Raw genomic sequence first — 20,564 nt, 5'->3', positions numbered from 1 at the left:
CCCTCACCCTAGCCCTCTCCCGGACGGAGAGGGGACTGACCGAGTTGCCTGTACGAGGTACGCCGACTGGGGATACCGAGTTGAACTCAGATTCCGAACGCCATAAAGATCGGCTCCCTTTCCCCCTCGCCCCCTTGGGGGAGAGGGCTGGGGTGAGGGGGTAAATCTTGCTGACACCCTCAATGACGATCAAACACCTCGATCCTGCTTTCAACAGACCTGCCCAGCGTTCAACCGGAACTGCTTCGGCGTAGTCCCGAACTGTTTGCGAAACGCGCGGATAAAGTTGCTCGGCTGCCGATAGCCCAGGCGTTCGGCAATGCGCTCGATCGGCTGATCCCCCGTCGTCAGCCAGTGCCTCGCCATTGTCAGATTATCCTGGCGTGCAGGTGCGCTGGCTTCAGCGCGCCAGTGGCGCAGCACGCTTAGGTGCAAAAACGGATTGGCGCCAAGCAAGGCCTGGTCGAGACTCGATCGCCGCAATGTCAGGCACAGGTGCTCGCCCTGCTCCACCGCAACGCCAACTTCACACAGCCAGCTTCCGGCCATTTGCGCAGCGCCCAGGCTGACATTCACAAACAAATCTCCCGGCGCAATGCCCGACCGCCGGGCAATATTGCGCACCAGTGTTAGCGCCGCCGCGTCCAGAGCGAAATGATGGAGCGGCCCCAGCAGCGAACGCAGGCGCAAATGAGCCACGTCGCCCGCCTCGACCAACTCCACCGCGACGTAGTTGATCACCCGCGGCAAGCAGTCGATGAAGCACTTCAGACTGGCGCGCAAGGTCGCCGCCGAGTCGAGGAGAATATTCAGTCCCTGCAGGCAATCGGTCGCCATCCCGTCAGCCAGTTCACAGCCGAACGTCGGCGCCACCCCCGCCCACTCACACTCACGCCACAACTGTTCAACCGATCGTGCGGCGATCGATTGACGCTGACCGGCGAGCACTGACGGGCAAATCCCGGCGCGCGCCATCAAGTGTTGCGGGCACAGTCCGGACTGCCGGGCATGAGCGAGAATCGTGCGGACGAAAGCGCTGGAAACGAACACAGGCTGGGACATGAAGGCATGCCATGAAAGAACAGGCGTGTACTTATGCCAGTGGACGTGCTATCGATCCAATGCATTAAAAGTATCCGCAGAATGCAGGAGACGCATGATGGATCTTCGCCAGCTTCGCCACCTGGTCGCCCTCGCTGACTGTCGCAATTTCGGTCGCGCCGCTGAGGCGATCAACTTGAGCCAACCGGCGTTCAGCCGCAGCATCCAGACGCTTGAGCGCGACCTCGATTGCGCGCTGGTCGAACGCAGCAGCCGTGAGTTTCGCCTGACCGGGCAAGGTGAACTGGTGCTGCAGCACGCGCGGCGCCTGCTCGCCGGCAGTCAGGCACTGCACAACGAATTGACGCAATACAACGGCCTCACCGGCGGCGAACTGCAATTCGGTTGCGGCCCGTATCCGGCGCAAGTGCTGGTGCCCGAAGCGCTGGCCGATTTCATTCAGGCGCATCCGGCGATTCGCACGCGCTTTCACCAAGGCGACTGGCAACAATTGTCGCTGTGGTTGCGTGAGCAGCAGATCGAGTTTTTCGTCGCGGACGCGCGGCACTTCGTCAGCGATCCGCAATATGAGGTGCACCAGTTGCGCAGACGGCCGGGACGGTTTTTCTGTCGCGCCGGGCATCCGCTTGTCGCGCAGGCAGACCTGCGTTTGCGCGCCCTGCTCGATTACCCGATCGTCGGCACGCGCATTCCACCGATGATCCGCAAGGTGCTCGCCGATATCCTCGGTGAGCCCGACTTCACGCCGAGCGTGGAGTGCGCGCAATTCGATGCCATCCAGCGTGTGGTCCTGCGCTCTGATGCCGTGGGTCTGGCGACGCTTGAGGCCTTGCGTGAACAGCTCGACGAGGGCCTGATCGAGTTGCTCGATTTTGTCGACGTGCCGCACGACGAGGCGGCGCTGCAATTGGGTTACGGCATCGTCAGCCGCGCCGGCTATACCCTGACGCCGGCAGCGCGGGCGATGATCGAGGCGATCCTTCGCGTCGATCAGCGTTTGCTGGCGGCCAATCGATGAGCGCAAGAGCCTGCGCACGATGAGCAAATTCGCCCCGTTGGCCGCCAATGCCTTTTACGCGCCGACCCTGTTGCCGGCCATTGAAGAATTGCTCGCGCGCGGCATTACCCAAGGCGCAATCGAAGCCCAACTGCGCCGCAGCCTGTCTGATCTGCGCACGCCGTTCATGCGCATGCCGCTGCTGATGTCGCGGCGCTTCTGGGCGTTTGCCGTGGAGCAGAGCGCAGATCCGTCGATCGGTCTGGCGGCGGGTGAACGCTTCGTTTCGACCGCCACCAACGGTTTGACCTATCTGTTCGATGTCGCCGTGTCGCTGCAACGTGCCTGTGAGTTTTTCGCCGAGTACTGTGCGTTTTTCAACGGGCATTTGCGCATGGAGCTTATGCGTGAACACCGTGGGGTAACGCTGCGTCTGCTCGAGACGGGCAGTCTCGGTGCTCCGGCAGCGCTGACCGATTACATCCTTGTCAGCCTGTGCAGCCTGATGCGGCGCAAGTTGCTGGCCAGTGGTTTGAAGGCTGACCCGGTGCTGGGTGTAGCGCTGGTGTCGGCAAGCCGCGAACAACACGAAACGGCGTTCCGCGCCCCGGTGAGCGCAGAGCAATCGTGCGCGGCGATTCATCTGGATCCGCAGCTGTTCGTAATGCCGTTGACACCGGGCAATCCGGCGCTGGAAACAACCTTGATCGATTTGCTGGAGCAGACCCGCCGTCACAGTGAGCCGACCTTGCTGGAACAGCTCAGCGATTACCTGATCGAAGATCTGGCGACGGCGCACTGGCAGCAATTCTGCGCAACGCAGCATGTGCTCGAGCGCACGGCGGCACGGCGGCTGAAGGCGTTGGGCTGGACCTTCAGCGAACTGCTTGATGAGTATCGGCACTACCGGGCCGAGGACCTGTTGCGGTCCGGGGCGTTGGAGTTGGTCGAAGTGGCGGATCGGTTGGGTTACAGCGATGTGCAGGGATTCAACCGGGCGTGTCTGCGCTGGCTGGGGTGCGCGCCGGGGGTGTATCGGGCGCGGTTCAACAAGGGTTGAGACTGTCGCAGCCTGTCCCGACTTGTTCGCGAGCAGGCTCGCTCCCACCCTGGAATACGATCCCCTGTGGGAGCGAGCCTGCTCGCGAAGAGGCTCGCCCGAGCAACCCGAAACTCACTGCCCCGAAGCCACAATCGCCGGCGCCCGCTCAGGCGTAACGATGCTGCCCAGATCGATATGCTTCCACTCAGGCTTGGCCCCCAACCGCGCATTGAAGCGGTAATTGAAAGTGAACTCATCCGCCGTGGGAACGCTCAGCGGTTTGCCATACAGCGCTTCAATCCCCGCCAGGTCGTAACCCATCACCTGCAGCAGCGTCGGGAAAATGTTGTAGTGGCTGGAGCGGTCCTTGTTGGCCGGCAGATTCGCTGCCCAGTCTGGCGTCTGCAATCCACGGCCCTGAATCACCACCAACGGCACCAGCCCCTCCTCTTCCACCGGGTCGCCGCCGCAATGGGTATTCAAGCCCGGGTTGCCGCGTTCATGCAGATCCTGGCCATGATCGGAGGTGTAGATCAGCAGCGCGTTGTGCAGATTGGCCTGGGCAAAGACCCGCGCGAAGAACTCGCCGACATTCCACAACAGCGTGTTCTTGTAGGCGTTGCGATACAGCACCCAGTCATCCGGCTGGCCGTTGAAACCGGCACGTTCGCCAGTGTCGGCGACTTCGGTGAACTGCCCGCGTGGCAGCGTTGGCCGGTAAGCCATGAACGCGTCCGGGTATTTGTCGTGCACCGGAAAATGCGCGCCGACCTTGTTGATCACGATCAGCTCGGCGCGATCGTCGTTGAGCAATTCGATCAGCTTCGCCGCTGCCGCCATGTCGCGATCACGGACGCTGGTCTGGTCGAATTGCACGAAACTGTCGATGTCGTTTTTCTCGGCGGCGGTCATCAGGTTCTGCAGGTTGCCGGCGGTGCGCTGGGCGTCGATGTACACCGTGCCGAGCCCGGCCTGTTTGGCGTACTGCCAGATCGACGGCTGCGTGCTGTTGATGCGCCGGTAATCGGCGCGGGTGCCGCCGTAGCGCAAGGTGACGTTGGTGTCCGCACTGCAATTGGCAATGGACGCGGCATAGCCAAAGTTGAAGACGTCGACCCCGGCCGGCGCCTGCTTGAGGTTGCTGTGCACGCCGAACGGCGCGTTGATGTCGAGGTAGTTGCCGGAAATGCTTTCATCGATAATCAGCACGATGTCGTGCCCGACGGCAGGCGCCGCGCGCGCGAGGGTAACCGCTTCACGCGGGCCGACAGTGTCGTGCAGCGCTTCATAGGCAAACAGATTCAAATAGGCCAAAGGCGTGTACATGATCGGCAGGCCCCGGGCGCCCTCTCCCGCACGTAAAAACAGCAAAGCGCTGAGCATCAACACACCGACGATGGGCGCCGCGATCCGCAACCTGTTCGGTACGACCAGGGCATGACGCGGCTTGAGCCCGATGCCGAACAACAGCAACAAGCCGCTGAGCACCGCGCGCAGAATTGCGTCGCGGTACTGATACGCGGCTTCCTGAATGAAGCCGCCGGAATATACCAGCGAGACGAAATCGCTGTACCTCAGGTAATCCGCGGTGACCCGGGTATAGACATCGAAAAACACCGCCGCCGCAAACAGCGTTAATGCGAATGCATGTCGAACGAGAGCCTGCCTTATATAGGCAGTCAGATATAACGCTAAAGTCAGCGCCAAAAACATCGCGCCAAAAACAAGTGCATTGAAACTCCACCCGATAGCATTTAACCGCTCCAGGTAGTAGTCGGAATACAACAGTAAAAAGACAACTAAAAGCAGTTCTTTGGCATATCTGAACATGGCGATACCGGGCGGGCAGAAATAGCTGGATGTCAAAGCTTTGTCGGTCAGACCCTGACACTAGCACCCGCCCCTAAAAGCGCAAGAATTGACTGATAGCCGGAATCACCGTCAAAAAAACGGTGCCTCAAATCTGACACACAAAATCTGGAAACCCCTTTAAAACCAATACTTTCGACCGCTTGTCGGTTACTTTAAATCTGAACAAATCTGCAAAAAAACAACAAATTCAATCGCAGCAATGACTTGATGGCCAATCGCCAAAAAACACTCAAGTGTTATACCCGTGCAACATGTCATTTTGCTGACACGCTTTTCAAACCCTGCGCTATACCCCTTTAACAATCTCATTCCGTAGTTAACTTTTCTGGTTTTATTGAGGTGCGCAGATGGACGTGAGCGTATTTGGCACTGGCTATGTCGGACTTATACAAGCCGCTGCACTTGCCGATGTCGGCCATCGGGTTTTATGCATTGACATTGATCCGAACAAAATCAAACAACTGCAACAAGCGGTACCGCCCATCAGTGAGCCAGGCCTGTCCGCAACACTTGAAGAAAACATCAAGGCCGGGCGCTTGTTGTTCAGCACCCAGGCCAGTGATGCAGTGACCCACGCCGAGCTGATCTTCATCGCCGTCGGCACCCCGGCGGACGAGGATGGCTCCGCCGACCTCAGCCATGTGCTCAACGTCGCCCGGCAGATTGCCGGACTGATGGAAGCCGATCGCACGCTGATCATCAAATCCACCGTGCCGGTCGGGACTGCCGATCAGGTTCTGGCAACGGCCACCAGCGAATTGCTGCAACGGGGCAAAGCCGGGCTGCAGGTGCGCGTGGTGTCGAACCCGGAATTCCTCAAGGAAGGCAGTGCCCTCGCCGATTGCATGCGTCCGGACCGGATCATCATCGGCACCCGCGACGACGCCGCCCGCGAGCAGATGAGCGAGCTGTACGCACCGTTCTGCCGCAACCACGAAAAACTGATGTTCATGGACAACCGCAGCGCCGAGCTGACCAAGTACGCGGCCAATGCGATGCTCGCCACCCGCATCAGTTTCATGAACGAACTGGCCAATCTCACCGAGCTGCTCGGCGCCGACATCGAAGCGGTGCGCAAAGGCATCGGCTCCGACCCGCGCATCGGCTACCACTTCATTTACCCGGGCTGCGGCTTCGGTGGCTCGTGCTTTCCCAAGGACCTGCGTGCCCTGCTGCATACCGCCGAACACAACGGCATGCCGCTGAAACTGCTGCGCAGCGTCACCGACGTCAACGACAGCCAGCGGCACATCCTCTTCAGCAAATTGCGCGCGCAGTTTCCGCAAGGCCTGGCTGGCAAATCCATTGCGGTCTGGGGCCTGGCATTCAAACCGAACACCGACGACATGCGCGAAGCCCCCAGCCGTTATCTGATGGACGCGTTGTGGGCCGAAGGCGCCAGCGTGCAGGCCTACGATCCGGAAGCCATGTCCGAATGCCGACGCATTTACGGCTATCGCAACGACCTGCATCTGTGCGCGACCCGCGACGACACCCTTGAAGACGCCGACGCGCTGGTGATCTGCACCGAGTGGAAAAACTTCCGCGTGGTCGATTTCGAGCTGCTCGCCGAGAAGCTACGGTCGAAGGTGATCATCGACGGCCGCAACCTCTACAACCCGGAACAAGTGGCGGCCGCCGGCCTGCACTACAGCGGCATCGGCCTGCGCCACATCGCCCCTGAAGGGCTGCGGCCATGAAGATCCTGGTGACCGGTGCTGCCGGGTTCATTGGTGCCCATTGCGTGCTGCGCTTGCTGCGCGACGGCCATTCGGTGGTGGGCCTGGACAATTTCAACCACTACTACGACCCGCAGCTCAAGCAAGACCGCGTGCAGTGGGTGCGCGAGCAGGTCGGCGATTTTCAGCTGGCCACGGTGGATCTGGCCCACGCTTCGGCCATCGACGCATTGTTTGCCCGCGAACAGCCGCAAGTGGTGATTCATCTGGCCGCGCAGGCCGGGGTGCGCTATTCGCTGGACAATCCACGGGCGTACCTGGACAGCAATCTCAACGGTTTCCTGAACATTCTGGAGAGCTGCCGGCATCACCCGGTCGAGCACTTGATCTACGCCTCGTCGAGTTCGGTATACGGCGCCAACCAGCACACGCCTTACTCGGTCAAGGATGGCGTCAACCATCCGCTGTCGCTGTACGCCGCGACCAAAAAAGCCAACGAGTTGATGGCGCACAGCTACAGCCATCTGTTCGGCATTCCCTGCACCGGCCTGCGCTTTTTCACCGTCTACGGGCCTTGGGGCCGACCGGACATGTCGCCGATCCAGTTCGCCCGGGCGATCAGCGAAGGCGAACCGCTGAAGCTGTTCAATTACGGCGAGCATCAGCGCGATTTCACCTACATCGACGACATCATCGAAAGCATCGCTCGCCTCATCGATCAGCCTCCACAAGCCAATCCGCAATGGGATCGCGAGCAACCCGACCCGGCCAGCAGCATGGCGCCGTGGCGCCTGTTCAACATCGGCGGACAGCAACCGGTCGCGCTGAAGACCTACCTCGCGCTGATGGAAAAACACCTCGATCGCCAAGCCATTGTCGAGCTGCTGCCGCTGCAACCGGGCGACGTGCTCAACACATGCGCCGAGGCCAGCGATCTGGCTCAGGCCACCGGATTCCAGCCCCGGATAGAACTGGATGAAGGACTGGGCCGCTTCATCGCCTGGTTCCGCAACTACTACCCCACTGCCCGTGCGCCGCTTGCGGCTGAATGAATGCGGAGGATGCCATGACTGGACATGAAAGAAGTGTGTCGATTGCACAGATGCGCCCTGACAAGCGTGTCGACCCGGAACATCGCATGCGCCTTGATGCGGCGATCCATCGTCAGGGTCGCGGCTGGCTCAGCGGCCGCGATGGCGGCCGCCCATGGCAGCTGTCGCGGACCAACCGGGTGGTCGCCTGCCTCGGCGCGCTGACCATTCTGCTGCTGCTCTCGCCCGTGCTGTTGGGCCTGGCGCTGACGATCAAATTCACCAGCCCTGGGCCGGTGCTGTTCGTGCAGAAGCGCACCGGCTACCGCGGCCGCAAGTTCGGCATGTTCAAGTTCCGCACCATGGTCAGCAACGCAGAAGAACTCAAAGAGTCGCTGCGCCACCTGAACAAACACGGGGCCGACGCGATTGACTTCAAGATCGACAAGGACCCGCGCGTCACCGGCATCGGCGGCTTTCTGCGGCGCACCAGCCTCGACGAGTTGCCCAACCTGATCAACGTAGTGACCGGCGACATGCGCCTGGTCGGCCCTCGCCCGACCTCGTTCAACGCCTACCGCTACAAGGACAATCACCTCGCACGTCTGGCGATCTACCCCGGCATGACCGGTCTGTGGCAGATCTCCGGACGCAGCAACATCGACTTCGACCAGCGCGTTGAGTTGGACCTCAGCTACATCGCCGAGCAGAGCCTTCTGCTTGATCTGAAGATTCTGTTGAAAACCCCCTTCAAAGTATTCAGCGGCCACGGAGCAAGCTAATGGACGGTTCAACCAATAAAAGCCTGAGCATCGCCAGCCCCAGCGAGTCGAATCTGACGTCGACCGTGCTGGATCTCGATCTGCGGATCCTGTTTCTGACCGCCGCCAATCCCGGCGCCGGCACCACCACCAGCGCGCTGGCACTGGCCAGTCAGCTGGCGCAGATGAGCAGCGGCCAGGTATTGCTGGTCGACGCCAGCCAGTCGGCGAACAACCTCACCCAGCAAATGAACCTGGGCAAAGAGCGCGGCCTGCGCGACCTGCTGTTCAATCCGGACAACCCGCCGCTGTTGCAGGACTGCGTGGTGCAGGTGTCGAGCCTGCCCTTCCACGTGCTGCCCAATGGTCGGCCGATCCGCACGCTGGAACACCTGACCGCCGAGCGCCTGAGCCCGTTGCTCGACCAGTTGGGCAGCCAGTACCGCTTCGTGGTGATCGATGGCGACGCGGTGTACTCCGCCGCCGACACGCTGGTCATCAGCACTCAGGTCGACGGCGTGGTGTTTGTCGTCCGTGCCGAAGACACCCGCTGGGAAGTCGCCCAGGCCGCCGTGCAACGCCTGACTCAGGCCGGGGCAAAAGTGGTCGGCAGCGTGTTCAACCGGCGCAAGTACTACATGCCCAAATGGCTTTACAAAAACCTGTAAGCGAACGCAAAGGATGACGCCATGAACGCCAGAATGCTTGTCCTGCTGTTGCTGCCGCTTGCGGGCTGCTCCAGCAATTCCGACACCCGCAACATGCCGGTGAATATTCTCACCGCGACACCGGCCAACGCCCAGGCCACCGACATGCCGCGGGTCGAGCAGACCCTGCGCCCGAAAGACGTGCTGGATGTGATTTTCCACATCAGCACCAGCGGTTCGGACGCTTACCGCGTGCAATCAGGTGACCAGATCGGCCTGAATTTCACCGCCGCCAGCCAGCTCAACGGCACGCAACTGGTGCTGCCCGACGGCACCATCGAACTGCCGGGCGCCAACACCTCGGTGAAAATTGCCGGGCTGACCAGCGAAGAAGCCCGCCAGGAAATCCAGCGTGCGTATGAGCGCAAGCAACTGTTCCAGCCCAACCGCAATCAGCTCTCGGTGCAGATTCTCAGCCCGCTGAGCAACGAGCAGAACCTCAAGAGCGCGTTGAACCACCCGGCCACCGGCATGAGCCGCGAGATCACCGTCGGCACCGACGGCTACGCGAGTTTTCCGGAAATCGGCGCCGTGCCGCTGCAAGGCATGACCGTCAATCAACTGGAAACCTTCCTCAACCAGAAGTACGCGCAACTGCCGGGCCGCATGAATGTGGACGTGCTGCTCAAGTCCACCGCCGGCAACGAAATCTACGTGCTGGGCGAAGTCGCACAACCGGGTTCCTACCCGATCCGCCGGCCGGTGTCGGTGCTCGAAGCGCTGACACTGGCACGCGGCACCAACGTCAAGGCGCGGCTGGATTCGGTGGTGATCATGCGGCGCAACGGTAATCAAGTGCAGGCGATGAACTACGACGTCGAAAAGGCCTTGTCCGGTGACGCGCCACAAATCGCCTATCTGCAGCCGGACGACATGCTCTACGTGCCAAAAACCAAACTCGCCAGCGCCGGCGAACTCGCCCGGCAACTGGCGGATGTGGTGCTGTTCCAGGGCGTCGGTTTCAGCTTCGGCTACCGCGTCGACAACAAAGGCAGTGACAACTGACTCTCAGGTGACCGACATGAACCCAAAAGAAAATTACCTGCACGAGTTCTTCAGGATTTTCTTCGCCAACAAGCAACTGGTGAAGCGCATCTTCCTGACCTTTGCAGTGATCGCCCTGCTCCTGCCGTTGCTGCTCAAACAGAGCTTCGATATCACCGCGCAGGTCATCGTGCAGTCGAAAAAGCTGTCCCAGGGCGATGCGACGACCTCGCTGACCCAGGACAACGCCACCTTCATCCCGCCATCACTGGCGGACATGGAAACCGAAAGCAATATCCTCCGTTCGCCGGCACTGATCCGTCAGACCATCAGCGAACTGCGCGACCAGGGTCAGTACAACCCGCCGCCCGGGATGCTCAGCAAGCTGGCCGGCGAACCGTTCAAGCGATACGTCAGCACGCCACTGCGCGAATACGTGGTCAATCCGCTGCGTGATGCGCTGGGCATGGAAACCGATCCGGTGCGCGACACGACACTGGACGGTTTGACCCAGGACGCCATCGACAACCTGAAGATCGAAACCCTGCCAGGTTCCAACGTGATCTCGATCGTCTACAGTTTCCCCGATCCGGCTCAGGGCACAACGTTCGTTGCCGCGTTGCTGCAGAACTATCTGGTCGATCGTCAGGCGTTGCAATCGATCGAGCTGCCGCATTCGTTCTACGAGACCAAGAAGCATCAATATCAGGTGCGGCTCGATGGTCTGGAAGGCGCGCGGCTTAGCTTGCTGGAAAGCGTCGGTTCGTCCGACCCGAAAGAGGAAATCACCTTTCGCCTCAATGCGATCAACACCGAAGAGCAGGCACTCAACCTGTATCGCGATCGCTTGCTGCAAAGCCAGCGCTGGCTCGATTACCTGAAAACCAGCCTGGCGGCGGCCAACTCCAACAAACTCAACGACTACACCTTCCCTTTCACCTTCACCACGACGGTGGACAACATCGCGTTCGAAGACCGCGAGATCAGGCAGATGGGCGAGGCGCTGACCACTCAGGTCAGCCGCTATATGAATGACCTGGCGGTATTCCAGCCCGGTAGCGAACCGATGTTGCTGGCCCGCGAGCAAATTGCCCGCACCCGCCAGCAGTTCCTCAAAGTGGTCAACAACCGCATCCAGGAACGCACAACCGACCTGTCGGTGGTGAGCCAGGTCATCGAACAGAAAACAGCGCGCATTGCCGAGTTCAAGAATCGCATCCATCAATTGCAGCAGACGCAAAGCAAGCTGCGTCAGATGGACACCGAAATCGGCGCGTTGCACGCAGCGTTTTCCACCTATGCGCAACGCTTTGCCGAAAGCAGCACGACGCGCGCGCTGGATAACGACTTGTCCAATGCCCGGGTCTTGAGTCCACCGTTCGAACCGACCGAAGCGGCTTTTCCCAAGCCGATGCTGATCATTCCGTTCGGGCTGTTCACCGGTCTGCTGCTGGCAATCGCGTTCGTCTACGTGCGTGAGTTCTTCGATCACCGCTTCAAGCATCCGGCGCAAATCAGCCATGAGCTGGGCGTGCCAGTGTTGTTGGTGCTCAACGAAGAAACGCCGCAGGCGGGCAATCCGCACAAGAACTGGACCATGCCAAGCCTGGTTCACTGGGTGCGCAATTGAACGCGGTGTCCACCCCAATCGTCGCCCTGCCGATCATTCACTTGCTCAGCAGCGGCGGCTTCTACGGGGCCGAGCGGATGTTGCTGGATCATTGCCTGGCCACGCCGGGGCAGCACCAAGTGCTGTTCCTCGACGCGCCGCCAGAATTGATCGCGCGATTTCGCGAGGCCGGGGTGGACGCTCGCGCTTGTGCCGGGCTCGGCGGACTGCTGCGGCACTTGCGTCAGCGCCGTGGCGACAAACCATTGCTCAACACCCACAACTTCAAAGGGCTGCTGTTCGGCTGGGTTGGCGCCACGCTGTTGCGCCTGCCGCTGGTAATCACCCAGCACGGCTTCACGCCACGCAGTCGCAAGCAGAAGTTCTACACCTGGCTGAGCCTGCAACTGTGCCGCACGGCGTCGGTGAAGCAGGTGGTCTGCGTGGCGCAAAGCATCGCCACGCTGCACCTTGAGGCCAGCGTGCGCGCGGAGAAGTTGCAGGTGATTCCCAACGGTCTGCCAGCGGCGTCGGCGATGCAACCGGTGGCCGACCGGCAACGCTGGCTGGTCGGGTACGTCGGTCGGTTGAGCAGTGAAAAAGGCCCGGATCTGTTCCTCGATGCGCTGATCGGCCTGTGTCACCAGCATCCGCAACTGGATGCGGTGATGCTCGGTGACGGCCCGGAACGTGAGGCCTTGCAGACGCGCATCGACGCTGCCGGTTTGCCGCAGCGGATTCGCCTGCCGGGCTATCAGACGGCAATGCAAGGCTGGTGGCAGCAACTCGATGCGCTGGTGATCAGCTCGCGCACCGAGGGCACGCCGATGATTCTGCTCGAAGCGATGCAGGCCGGGGTGCCGGTAGTGGCGTTCGCGGTCGGCGGTATTCCCGATGTGCTGCAGGACCGCCACAACGGCCTGCTCGCCGCGCCGACGGATACCGCCGCCCTCGCCCGCCAGCTCGACACCTTGCTGGCCGAGCCGAAACTGGCCGCGCAGTTGCGCGACAACGCCAGACGCACACAACAGGAACACTACGACCTCAAGGCTTTGGCCGAACGCTGGTCGCAGCTGTACATCCACACGGCACGGGAGGCACGCACATGATTTTCCCGCTCTCGATCGTCAGTCTGTTCGCTTTGGTGAGTCTCGGTTTGCTGGCCAGTCCCTGGCCGTATCTGGCGCCGGGGGCAGTGATTGGCCTGGTCGGTTTCACCGTCCTGTACCGCAAGCCGACCTGGGGCCTGCTCGGCATTGCCGCGCTGGTGCCGTTCGAAGGGTTCTTCAAGGACAGTTCTGTGTCCGGGAGCAAGTTGCTCGGCGCCTCGCTGGCGGTGATCGTGATGTTGCAACTGGCGCTGCATCAGATTCCGTCCGAACGCCTGCGCAGCAACCTGTGGCGCTACCTGATCGGTTTCATGGCGCTGTACCTGCTGAGCCTTTTCGCCAGCGACAATCTGGGCATGTCGCAAACTCATCTGCGTGAACTGAGCGTCGGCCTGGTGCTGTTCGTGATCACCCTGTTGATCGGCCGTGAGTTGAATCTGGATCTGTTCGCCCGACTGGTCACCCTGAGTGTCAGCACGACCTGCGCGATGGCGATGTTTTCCAGCCGATTCCAGGACAAGGGCCGCGCCGCCGGCCTGCTCGAAGACCCCAACGCCTTCGCCTTGCTGATCGCCTTCGCCGTGCCGCTGGGCCTGCTGCTGGTGATCCGCAGCCCGAACCTGCTGCAACGCCTGTTCTGGGCTGGCTGCTGCCTGCTACTGCTCGGCGGCATGACCAAAACCGAGTCGCGCTCAGGGCTGGTGGTACTGGCGTTGAGTCTGGCAATCGGGGTCTGGCACTACCGCCAACAGCTGACCCGCATTCGTCCACGGCATTTCGGCTTCGCCATGCTCGGCGCTGCGATCATCCTGCCGTTGGCGATCTATGCGATGCCGGCCGGTTATCTGGCACGCATTCAGTCACTGAGCATTCTCAGCGCCGGGGCCAAGGCTCAGGACGAATCCCTCGGCCGTCGCGCCTCCTACATTGTCGTCGGCAGCCAGATCATCCGCGAGCATCCGCTGCTCGGCTCCGGCCCCGGCACCTTCCCGTTGCACTACGCGACCACCGGTTATGCCAAGGCGTTTTCCGCCAACCGCAAGATCGGCGACCTGTATCGCCGGGCGCATAACACTTATCTGGAGATCTTCAGCGAACTGGGGATTCCCGCCGGCCTGTTGTTTGTCGGCATGCTGGTGCAGGGTTTCTACAACCTGATCCGCGCACGACGCACGTGGCTGCAACGGCGCGAATGGCAGCACGCAGGCATGGTGACCCATCTGGGGATGAGCTTTCTGTCATTGACGTTGTTTCTGATGTTCCTCAGCGCGCCGAACCTGAAGTACCTGTGGATCATGCTGGCGCTGACTTGGGTGCTGCGTCTGAAAGCCGAGCAGGCAGCGCTGACGGAGGCCAAAGCATGAGCCGGATCAGCATTGTCATTCCGATGTACAACGAAGCCCGGCACATCGGCCGCACCCTGCTGGCCGCCAGCAAGGCCGCGCACGCTGCCGACATCGACTGTGAACTGATCGTGGTCGACAACGGCTCCAGCGACGAGGGGCCACAGATCGCCCGCGCATTCGGCGCGCAGGTTCTGCTGGCGCCCGGGCTGCTGATCGGCGCCTTGCGCAATCGTGGCGCAACGGTTGCCCGCGGTGAATGGCTGGCGTTCATCGATGCCGATATCGAGATGCCGGAAGACTGGCTGAAGCAGATGTTCGCTCTGGCTGCGTGCGACCAGGGCGACGTCTTCGGCCTGGATCTGCACACTCCTGCCACCGCGCCATGGTTCGCCGCCGCGTGGCAGCGCCGCTCTTTGCGCCCCTCGGGCCGCGCCACGCGCACCGTGCAATGGCTGCCCAGTGCCAACCTGCTGATGCGCAAGCAGTGGTTCGACAAGGTCGGCGGTTTCAACGAAACCCTGCGCACCGGTGAGGACAAAGAGTACACCCTGCGTCTGCACAGACACGGTGCGCGCTTGCTGTCGGTCAATACCAGCGTCGCCCTGCACTGGGGCTACGAAATGACCTGGCGCGAATGGATCGGCAAGGAACTGTGGCGTCAGGGCAGTCACCTGCAATTGCTCCGCGCCCACGGCATGAGCCTGCGCCTGCTGCGCTTTCCGCTGCTGTCATTGCTGGTGTGGTTGCTCGATGTTCTGGCGATCGTCGCATTGCTGGGCGGCCACGCGCAGCAGGCGTTGATGCTGTTGATGGCGGGCCTGCTGCCCGGTCTGCTGCTCAGTCTGCGGCAAAGCATTCGCCAGCATAACCTCAGCCTGACCTTGCAACTCTGGGGCCTGCACTGGGTGCGTCTGCACCTGGCGAGCGCGGCATTGATTCTCGGTCTGTGTCATTGGAATGCAAGGAGGCCTGCCCGTGGCTGAACTCATTTTTTGCCTGTGCCTCTTGTTGCCAGCGTATGCCTACATCGGCTATCCGCTGCTGCTGACCTTGCTCGCGCCGCTGTTTCCGGCCTGGCGCCATGCCCCGGCGCCGCCGTTGAATATCAGCATCGTCATCGCTGCGCACAACGAGGCGCGGCACATCGAGCACAAATTGCGCACGCTGCTGGCCCAGGATTATCAACCGGCGACGCTGCAGATCATTCTCGCCAGCGACGGTTCGACCGATGACACCGTGGCCTGCGCGCACAAAGTGATTGATCCGCGCATCACCGTGCTCGACCTGCCGCGTCAGGGCAAAGCCGCCACGCTGAATGCCGGCGCCGCCCTGAGTACCGGCGACATTCTGGTGTTCACCGATGCCGACAACCAATGGTCGCGCGATACCCTCGGGCACTTGCTCGCGCCGCTGAGCGATCCGCAGGTCGGCGCCTGCGCCGGACACATGGTGATCCCGGTCACCGGTGGTGGCCTGAGCATCGGCGACAGTCTGTATCGGCATTACGAAGGCTGGTTGCGCCGGGTCGAGAATCGCACCGGCTGCATGGTCTCCGCCGACGGCGCCCTGCTCGCCTTGCGCCGCGAGCTGTTCCAGAACGTGCCGGCCGAGGTCAACGACGATTTCTTCATCAGTACCTGCGCACCGGTGGCGCACAAACGCATTGTTTATGTGCCCGAGGCGCAGGTGATCGACCAGGGCGTCGACGAAGCGGACAAACAGTGGCGTCGCCGCCAGCGGGTCACCGTCGGTGGCCTGCAGAGCCTGGCGCAACGCCGCGAACTGCTCAATCCCTTCAAGCACGGCCTGTATTCGATCGCATTGATCAGCCACAAACTGATCCGTCGACTGGCGCCGGTGCTGTTGTTGCCGCTGCTGCTGAGCAATTTCTGGCTGTGGAACGAACACGGTTTCTACCGCCTGAGCCTGGTCGCGCAATTGCTCGGTTACTCGATTGCCATCGCCGGCCTGCTGGATGCGCAACACCGTTTGCCCAAACCTTTCCGCCTCGCGGCATTCCTGCTGGTGACGCTGGCAGGCATGAGCGTCGGCCTGTGGCAGTTCCTGCGCGGGCAACGTTACGCACAGTGGAATCCTGACCAGAATCGTTGAGAGGACGCATGCCATGGCGATCAAACAGTTGATAAAACGCACCAGCGGCTGGCTCTATCTCAACTCGTCAGTGGGGCGCAACCAGTTGCACGGGGCCGGGGTCATCCTGATGCTCCACAGGGTGTTGGCCAACGACCGTGCCGCCAACCTGCCGCACCGCAATGAACTGTGCGTCGGCCCGCAGGCGTTCGAACACTTGCTGATGTGGCTGCGCAAGCATTTCGATTGCGTGCCGCTGATGGAGGTGTTGCAGCCCAATGCCCTGCGCACCGAACGCCCGCGCGTGGCGCTGACCTTCGATGACGGTTGGCGTGACAACGCGGTCAATGCTTATCCGCTGCTGCAGAAATATCAGGTGCCGGCGAGCATTTTTCTTTCCACCGATTTCATTGGCAGCCGGCAACGCTTCTGGTGGGAAAGCGTCGGTGAAACGCTGTGGGGCAGCCATGGCGAAAAGGCCCGTATGCACCTGATCGAGCACCTGCGCATCACCGGCCATCCGCTGCCGGTGTTGCTCGACGATATCGATGTCGACCGGCGCAGCCTGGCGCTGCTGCATTACCTGCAAGGGCTGAAGAGCCTCGATCCGCAGGAACTTGAACGTCTGACCAATGAGTGCCCGCCGGATTCTCTGCCGCAAGCGCTGGACTGGCATCAGGTGCGCGCCATGGAAGCGTCCGGCCTGGTGCGCTTCGGCCCCCACGGCGCCAGTCATGCGATCCTGACCGGCCTGGACGATGTACGCCTGCACGAAGAAATCAGCCGTAGCCGCGACGCCCTGCACAACGGCTGCAATCGGCCCTTGCCGGTTTATTGCTACCCCAACGGCGACAACGATGAGCGCGTGCGCGAGCAGGTCGCCAATCACGATTACCCGTTTGCCCTTGGCACGGGCACCGGGCTCTATCGCGGTGCCGGCGATCCGCTGAACCTGCCGCGCTTCGGCGTCAGCCAACGCACCGCACGCAATCCGGAGCTGCTGTCGTTACGCATCTTTCGCGGGGCACGGCCATGAGTCGCGGCAGCTACATCCGGCATCTGGCCCTGAGCATGGGCACCAAACTGGCGATGATCGCTCTGCGCCTGCTGCGCAATGTGTTGCTGGCGCGGATTCTCGGGCCGAGCGAACGCGGCTTGTTCGCCCTGCTCAGCACCCTGCCGGATCTGATCAGTGCGGCCACCAGCGGCGGCTTGAATTCGGCAGTCGGTTATCAAGCGGCCAACCAGCGGCCGATGGGGCTGTTGCTCGCTCAGGTGTTGGTGTTCGGCTGTCTGCTGGCCGGGCTGCTGACGTTGCTGGTGGTGGCGCTGGCGCGAGAATTCGGCAGCGAACTCGATGTCACGATGCAGCTCGGTCTGCTGGCCTGGCTGTTGTTGCTGGCGGTACCGCTGACCGTGCTCAAAAGCGGCCTGCTGACCTTGCACAACGCGTCGGGTGGCGTAGTCGCTTTCAATGTCTTGCGTCTGGTCGAATCGCTGGCGCCGCTGCTGCTGTTTGTGGCGCTGTTCTGGATGTGGAAAGAGGCGGCACTCGAAGCGGCACTGATCAGTTGGCTGGCCGGTATCAGCCTGGTGGTACTGGTGGGCTGGATGTGGCTCAAACGCGCACAGCCGCTGCAACTGCAATGGGACCGTGCGAGCCAGAAGGAGTTGCTGAAATTCAGCGCGCGCAGCCATCCGGACCTGCTGTTCCAACAGGTCATTCTGCGCTCCGATTACCTGTTCATCGGCGCCCTGCTCGGCAGCAGTGCGCTCGGCCACTACGCCATGGCCAGCGCCGCCGCCGAACTGCTGCTGATCGTCCCGGAAGCGGTCACCACACCGCTGATGAAGCGTCTGCTGCAACAGGACAAGGGCATGGACAAGGTCACGCCGCTGGCGCTGCGCCTGACCGCCACAGTGATGCTCGGCGCCTGCGTCAGCATGGCGCTGATCGGCGAATGGCTGATCGTCACCCTGTTCGGCGTCGCCTACCAACCGGCGTACCCGGCGCTGCTGGCTTTGCTGCCGGGGCTGTTGGGCCTGTGCTACGCAAGCATTCTGCGCCTGGACCTGATCGGCAAGAATCGCCCTGCCACCGTCTCGCTGATGATGGGGGTGGGGGCGTTGCTCAATCTGGCCCTGAACCTGCTGCTGATCCCGAGCTACGGCATCGTCGGCGCAGCAGCGGCGTCCTCGATTGCCTATCTGGCCGTAACCCTGGCAATGCTGGTGCTTTATTGCAGACTCAGCGGCGTACCGTTCTGGCACACGCTGTTCATTCTGCCCGGTGATCTCAGCCCGATGTGGCTGATGCTGCACCGCAGGAAAGCCGCATGAAGCGCCTGGCCCTGCTGTGCGGACTCGGCATGACGCTGAACGCCTTCGCTGCGCCCATGCAGTGGGGCGACATCCGCGACGGCAGCCTGTATCTGCAAGCCGATCGCCCGGATACCGTCACCGTGCGCTGGGTGCCGGCGTGGCAGGCCGAGGCCAATGAAGAGCATATCTATCTGCTCGACGGCCATGGCCGCTTGCAAGGTGACCGATTCATCAAGGCCAGTGAAGTCCGCGGTACGCAAAGCTGGCCGCTGCTGCCGGGAACTGCCGGTTATCGCCTGGAGATTCCCGGCTACAGCTTCCGCAGTTACCGCGTCCAGCATGACGATAAAACCGTGGCGCTGTTCAGTCCGGCCAAGGTGCATTTCAGTGTCGAAAGCCGTAAGGGCGATGAGCTGTTTTTTCAGGTCGCACCGGGAGAGCATGCGGTGCTGAACGGCAAATACCATGGCGGCGTCAACGCACTGCAAGCACAGCGTGTGGACGATGGACAACAGCTGTCGCTGGCCCTCAAGCCCTACCGCGCCTATTGGCAATTCGATCAAGTGGCCTTGCCGGTCAGCGACCGGCCTCAGGTCTGGCGCTTGCGCCTGCAGGGCAGCGGCAAAGCGGCGTTCTGGCTCGACGGCACGGCCAACCTGTTCGCGCAGAATCCGCAGCAGCTGCAGCCAGTGCGTGAAGAGTCGGGTGAGGTACACCTGACCCTGCACGACAAGGTGCTCGGGCGCACTCCGGATCTGGGCATTGCGCTGCCCAATCTGATGCCGCCCGCGAGCAGTCATGCCGCACTGGATGCGTTGAAACCGGGCGCGGCGAGTTATTACAGCTACGTTGACGTCAGCGCGAAAAATGCCCGTTTCGAAGACCCGGTGCGTCAGCTCTATCAGACGCGCTTCGGCATCCGCCAGGACATCACTCTGCTCGCCGGGACCGGGCGTCAGGCCAATCTGCGCGCCGACGTACAAAGCAGCAACGGCCTCGATGCCTGGCTCGCCAGCACTCGCACACTGGGGGATCAAGGCACGCATTACATCGGCTTCGCCGACGAGCCGAACCTCAACTATTCGAGCTACGAGGATTACCAGGCGATTTTTGTCAGCATGGCCCGCCAGGTACGCAGCGATCCGGCCAATGCCAAGGCCGGCGTGCGCATCGCCATGCCGGCCAGTTCGCGCCTGGTCAACGGCCCGTTCGCCAATAACGCCGCAGGCAAACGCGGGATCGATTGGGCACGGCGTCTGCTCAGTGAATCGCCCGAGCAGATCGACGCGTTGGCCTGGCACGAATGGATGATCCGCGACCTGCTCGCCACCCGCGTCTACCGCGACAGCGTGCGCCGCGCCGCGGAACTCGTAGGGCTCGGCGCCAACGGCCAGCCGCGCAAAGCCTTGTTGCTGGATCAGACCAACCTGTCCAGCGGTTCAAGCCTGAGCCCGTACGACCAGGAAACTCACTACGCCGCGCTGTGGTGGGCCTCAGTGGTCATCAATGCTTCTCAGGACGGCTTGCTGAGCATGCTCAACTGGTTTCAGGCAGCCGACGAGCCGCCCTACGCCAAGGGCATGGTGCGCGTGCTGGGCGGCGATCGCTTCGAGCTGAAACCGGTGGGCCTGGCCCAGCAATTCATCGCCCGGCATTGGCTGCCGCACGTGCTGCAACTGGATAACGACGCTTTCGAAGTGGATGTGCTGGCGATGGCCGGTGACGAGCAGCGCACTGTGCTCGGGGTGAACAAAGGCACACGTCTGCAACGCGTTGATCTGAGCGGCGCCAAGTGCCCGCTCAACCACGGCGCCCTGCATTTCTTCGGCGCTGACAATCGCGCCCGTGACGCACCGTTTGCCTGCGAAAACGGGCGCGTGCGTTTCGAATTACCCGGGCAAACCCTGTTTGCCCTGAACTGGAACGCTTCATGAACCGCCCTTCTGCCCTGC

The 20,564-nt window shown here is 61.9% G+C and carries 17 protein-coding genes; 15 read left to right on the top strand and 2 right to left on the bottom strand.

What is annotated here, in order from left to right; genetic code table 11:
* Positions 1-210: 210 nt before the first annotated feature.
* The gene (locus J2Y90_RS15895; RefSeq protein WP_253500778.1) at positions 211-1,062 is read right to left on the bottom strand and encodes an AraC family transcriptional regulator; all 852 of its coding nucleotides are present in this window, start codon (positions 1,060-1,062) and stop codon (positions 211-213) included.
* A gap of 97 nt (positions 1,063-1,159) precedes the next feature.
* Between J2Y90_RS15895 and J2Y90_RS15890 the strand changes: the two genes are divergently transcribed.
* Together J2Y90_RS15890 and J2Y90_RS15885 are read left to right on the top strand one after the other, a co-directional pair.
* Positions 1,160-2,080 carry a LysR family transcriptional regulator gene (locus J2Y90_RS15890; protein ID WP_253500777.1) on the top strand — a complete coding sequence of 307 codons (921 nt, stop codon included), beginning with the start codon at positions 1,160-1,162 and terminating at the stop codon, positions 2,078-2,080.
* A 19-nt stretch (positions 2,081-2,099) separates the two neighbouring features.
* Complete coding sequence (locus J2Y90_RS15885; protein ID WP_253500776.1) at positions 2,100-3,119, top strand: helix-turn-helix transcriptional regulator; 1,020 nt, start codon at positions 2,100-2,102, stop codon at positions 3,117-3,119.
* A gap of 114 nt (positions 3,120-3,233) precedes the next feature.
* Here J2Y90_RS15885 and J2Y90_RS15880 read toward each other — a convergent pair whose 3' ends face one another.
* On the bottom strand, positions 3,234-4,931 hold the full coding sequence (locus J2Y90_RS15880) for a sulfatase-like hydrolase/transferase (RefSeq protein WP_253500775.1): 1,698 nt from the start codon (positions 4,929-4,931) through the stop codon (positions 3,234-3,236).
* A gap of 389 nt (positions 4,932-5,320) precedes the next feature.
* Between J2Y90_RS15880 and J2Y90_RS15875 the strand changes: the two genes are divergently transcribed.
* From J2Y90_RS15875 to J2Y90_RS15815, 13 genes are read left to right on the top strand one after another with little or no spacing between them, the layout of a single operon-like run.
* Positions 5,321-6,673 carry a UDP-glucose dehydrogenase family protein gene (locus J2Y90_RS15875; protein ID WP_253500774.1) on the top strand — a complete coding sequence of 451 codons (1,353 nt, stop codon included), beginning with the start codon at positions 5,321-5,323 and terminating at the stop codon, positions 6,671-6,673.
* A complete protein-coding gene (locus J2Y90_RS15870) occupies positions 6,670-7,704 on the top strand; it encodes an NAD-dependent epimerase (protein WP_253500773.1) in 1,035 nt (344 codons plus the stop codon). The genes J2Y90_RS15875 and J2Y90_RS15870 overlap by 4 nt, the downstream gene beginning before the upstream one ends.
* 14 nt (positions 7,705-7,718) lie before the next feature.
* Positions 7,719-8,465: a sugar transferase gene (locus tag J2Y90_RS15865; RefSeq protein WP_253500772.1), complete on the top strand. Its 747-nt coding sequence runs from the start codon at positions 7,719-7,721 to the stop codon at positions 8,463-8,465.
* Positions 8,465-9,112: a CpsD/CapB family tyrosine-protein kinase gene (locus J2Y90_RS15860; protein WP_253500771.1), complete on the top strand. Its 648-nt coding sequence runs from the start codon at positions 8,465-8,467 to the stop codon at positions 9,110-9,112. Before J2Y90_RS15865 ends, J2Y90_RS15860 begins: the two co-directional genes overlap by 1 nt.
* Before the next feature lie 21 nt (positions 9,113-9,133).
* Entirely contained in the window at positions 9,134-10,156 is a 1,023-nt protein-coding gene (locus J2Y90_RS15855; protein ID WP_253500770.1) for a polysaccharide biosynthesis/export family protein, read from the top strand.
* A 16-nt stretch (positions 10,157-10,172) separates the two neighbouring features.
* Positions 10,173-11,765 (top strand): GumC family protein, encoded by a 1,593-nt coding sequence (locus tag J2Y90_RS15850; RefSeq protein WP_253500769.1) that lies wholly within the window; start codon positions 10,173-10,175, stop codon positions 11,763-11,765.
* Positions 11,762-12,853, top strand: coding sequence for a glycosyltransferase family 4 protein (locus tag J2Y90_RS15845; protein ID WP_253500768.1), 1,092 nt, complete (start codon positions 11,762-11,764; stop codon positions 12,851-12,853). Before J2Y90_RS15850 ends, J2Y90_RS15845 begins: the two co-directional genes overlap by 4 nt.
* The gene (locus J2Y90_RS15840; protein ID WP_253500767.1) at positions 12,850-14,217 is read left to right on the top strand and encodes an O-antigen ligase family protein; all 1,368 of its coding nucleotides are present in this window, start codon (positions 12,850-12,852) and stop codon (positions 14,215-14,217) included. Before J2Y90_RS15845 ends, J2Y90_RS15840 begins: the two co-directional genes overlap by 4 nt.
* A complete protein-coding gene (locus tag J2Y90_RS15835) occupies positions 14,214-15,182 on the top strand; it encodes a glycosyltransferase (protein WP_253500766.1) in 969 nt (322 codons plus the stop codon). The genes J2Y90_RS15840 and J2Y90_RS15835 overlap by 4 nt, the downstream gene beginning before the upstream one ends.
* A complete protein-coding gene (locus tag J2Y90_RS15830) occupies positions 15,175-16,311 on the top strand; it encodes a glycosyltransferase (protein WP_253500765.1) in 1,137 nt (378 codons plus the stop codon). Before J2Y90_RS15835 ends, J2Y90_RS15830 begins: the two co-directional genes overlap by 8 nt.
* A gap of 13 nt (positions 16,312-16,324) precedes the next feature.
* Positions 16,325-17,326: a polysaccharide deacetylase family protein gene (locus tag J2Y90_RS15825; RefSeq protein ID WP_253500764.1), complete on the top strand. Its 1,002-nt coding sequence runs from the start codon at positions 16,325-16,327 to the stop codon at positions 17,324-17,326.
* Positions 17,323-18,630: an oligosaccharide flippase family protein gene (locus tag J2Y90_RS15820; protein ID WP_253500763.1), complete on the top strand. Its 1,308-nt coding sequence runs from the start codon at positions 17,323-17,325 to the stop codon at positions 18,628-18,630. Before J2Y90_RS15825 ends, J2Y90_RS15820 begins: the two co-directional genes overlap by 4 nt.
* Positions 18,627-20,546: a hypothetical protein gene (locus tag J2Y90_RS15815; RefSeq protein ID WP_253500762.1), complete on the top strand. Its 1,920-nt coding sequence runs from the start codon at positions 18,627-18,629 to the stop codon at positions 20,544-20,546. The genes J2Y90_RS15820 and J2Y90_RS15815 overlap by 4 nt, the downstream gene beginning before the upstream one ends.
* Positions 20,547-20,564 lie beyond the last annotated feature (18 nt).

Origin of the sequence: Pseudomonas koreensis, from assembly GCF_024169245.1 — a bacterium.
In the GTDB taxonomy this organism is placed as follows: Bacteria; Pseudomonadota; Gammaproteobacteria; order Pseudomonadales; family Pseudomonadaceae; genus Aquipseudomonas; species Aquipseudomonas koreensis_F.
This window is presented reverse-complemented; position numbering and strand designations above follow the sequence as displayed.

Coding starts and splice junctions, on each gene's coding strand:
- J2Y90_RS15895 (WP_253500778.1), bottom strand. CDS start 1,062: ATGTCCCAGCCTGTGTTCGTTTCCAGCGCTTTCGTCCGCACGATTCTC.
- J2Y90_RS15890 (WP_253500777.1), top strand. CDS start 1,160: ATGGATCTTCGCCAGCTTCGCCACCTGGTCGCCCTCGCTGACTGTCGC.
- J2Y90_RS15885 (WP_253500776.1), top strand. CDS start 2,100: ATGAGCAAATTCGCCCCGTTGGCCGCCAATGCCTTTTACGCGCCGACC.
- J2Y90_RS15880 (WP_253500775.1), bottom strand. CDS start 4,931: ATGTTCAGATATGCCAAAGAACTGCTTTTAGTTGTCTTTTTACTGTTG.
- J2Y90_RS15875 (WP_253500774.1), top strand. CDS start 5,321: ATGGACGTGAGCGTATTTGGCACTGGCTATGTCGGACTTATACAAGCC.
- J2Y90_RS15870 (WP_253500773.1), top strand. CDS start 6,670: ATGAAGATCCTGGTGACCGGTGCTGCCGGGTTCATTGGTGCCCATTGC.
- J2Y90_RS15865 (WP_253500772.1), top strand. CDS start 7,719: ATGACTGGACATGAAAGAAGTGTGTCGATTGCACAGATGCGCCCTGAC.
- J2Y90_RS15860 (WP_253500771.1), top strand. CDS start 8,465: ATGGACGGTTCAACCAATAAAAGCCTGAGCATCGCCAGCCCCAGCGAG.
- J2Y90_RS15855 (WP_253500770.1), top strand. CDS start 9,134: ATGAACGCCAGAATGCTTGTCCTGCTGTTGCTGCCGCTTGCGGGCTGC.
- J2Y90_RS15850 (WP_253500769.1), top strand. CDS start 10,173: ATGAACCCAAAAGAAAATTACCTGCACGAGTTCTTCAGGATTTTCTTC.
- J2Y90_RS15840 (WP_253500767.1), top strand. CDS start 12,850: ATGATTTTCCCGCTCTCGATCGTCAGTCTGTTCGCTTTGGTGAGTCTC.
- J2Y90_RS15835 (WP_253500766.1), top strand. CDS start 14,214: ATGAGCCGGATCAGCATTGTCATTCCGATGTACAACGAAGCCCGGCAC.
- J2Y90_RS15825 (WP_253500764.1), top strand. CDS start 16,325: ATGGCGATCAAACAGTTGATAAAACGCACCAGCGGCTGGCTCTATCTC.
- J2Y90_RS15820 (WP_253500763.1), top strand. CDS start 17,323: ATGAGTCGCGGCAGCTACATCCGGCATCTGGCCCTGAGCATGGGCACC.
- J2Y90_RS15815 (WP_253500762.1), top strand. CDS start 18,627: ATGAAGCGCCTGGCCCTGCTGTGCGGACTCGGCATGACGCTGAACGCC.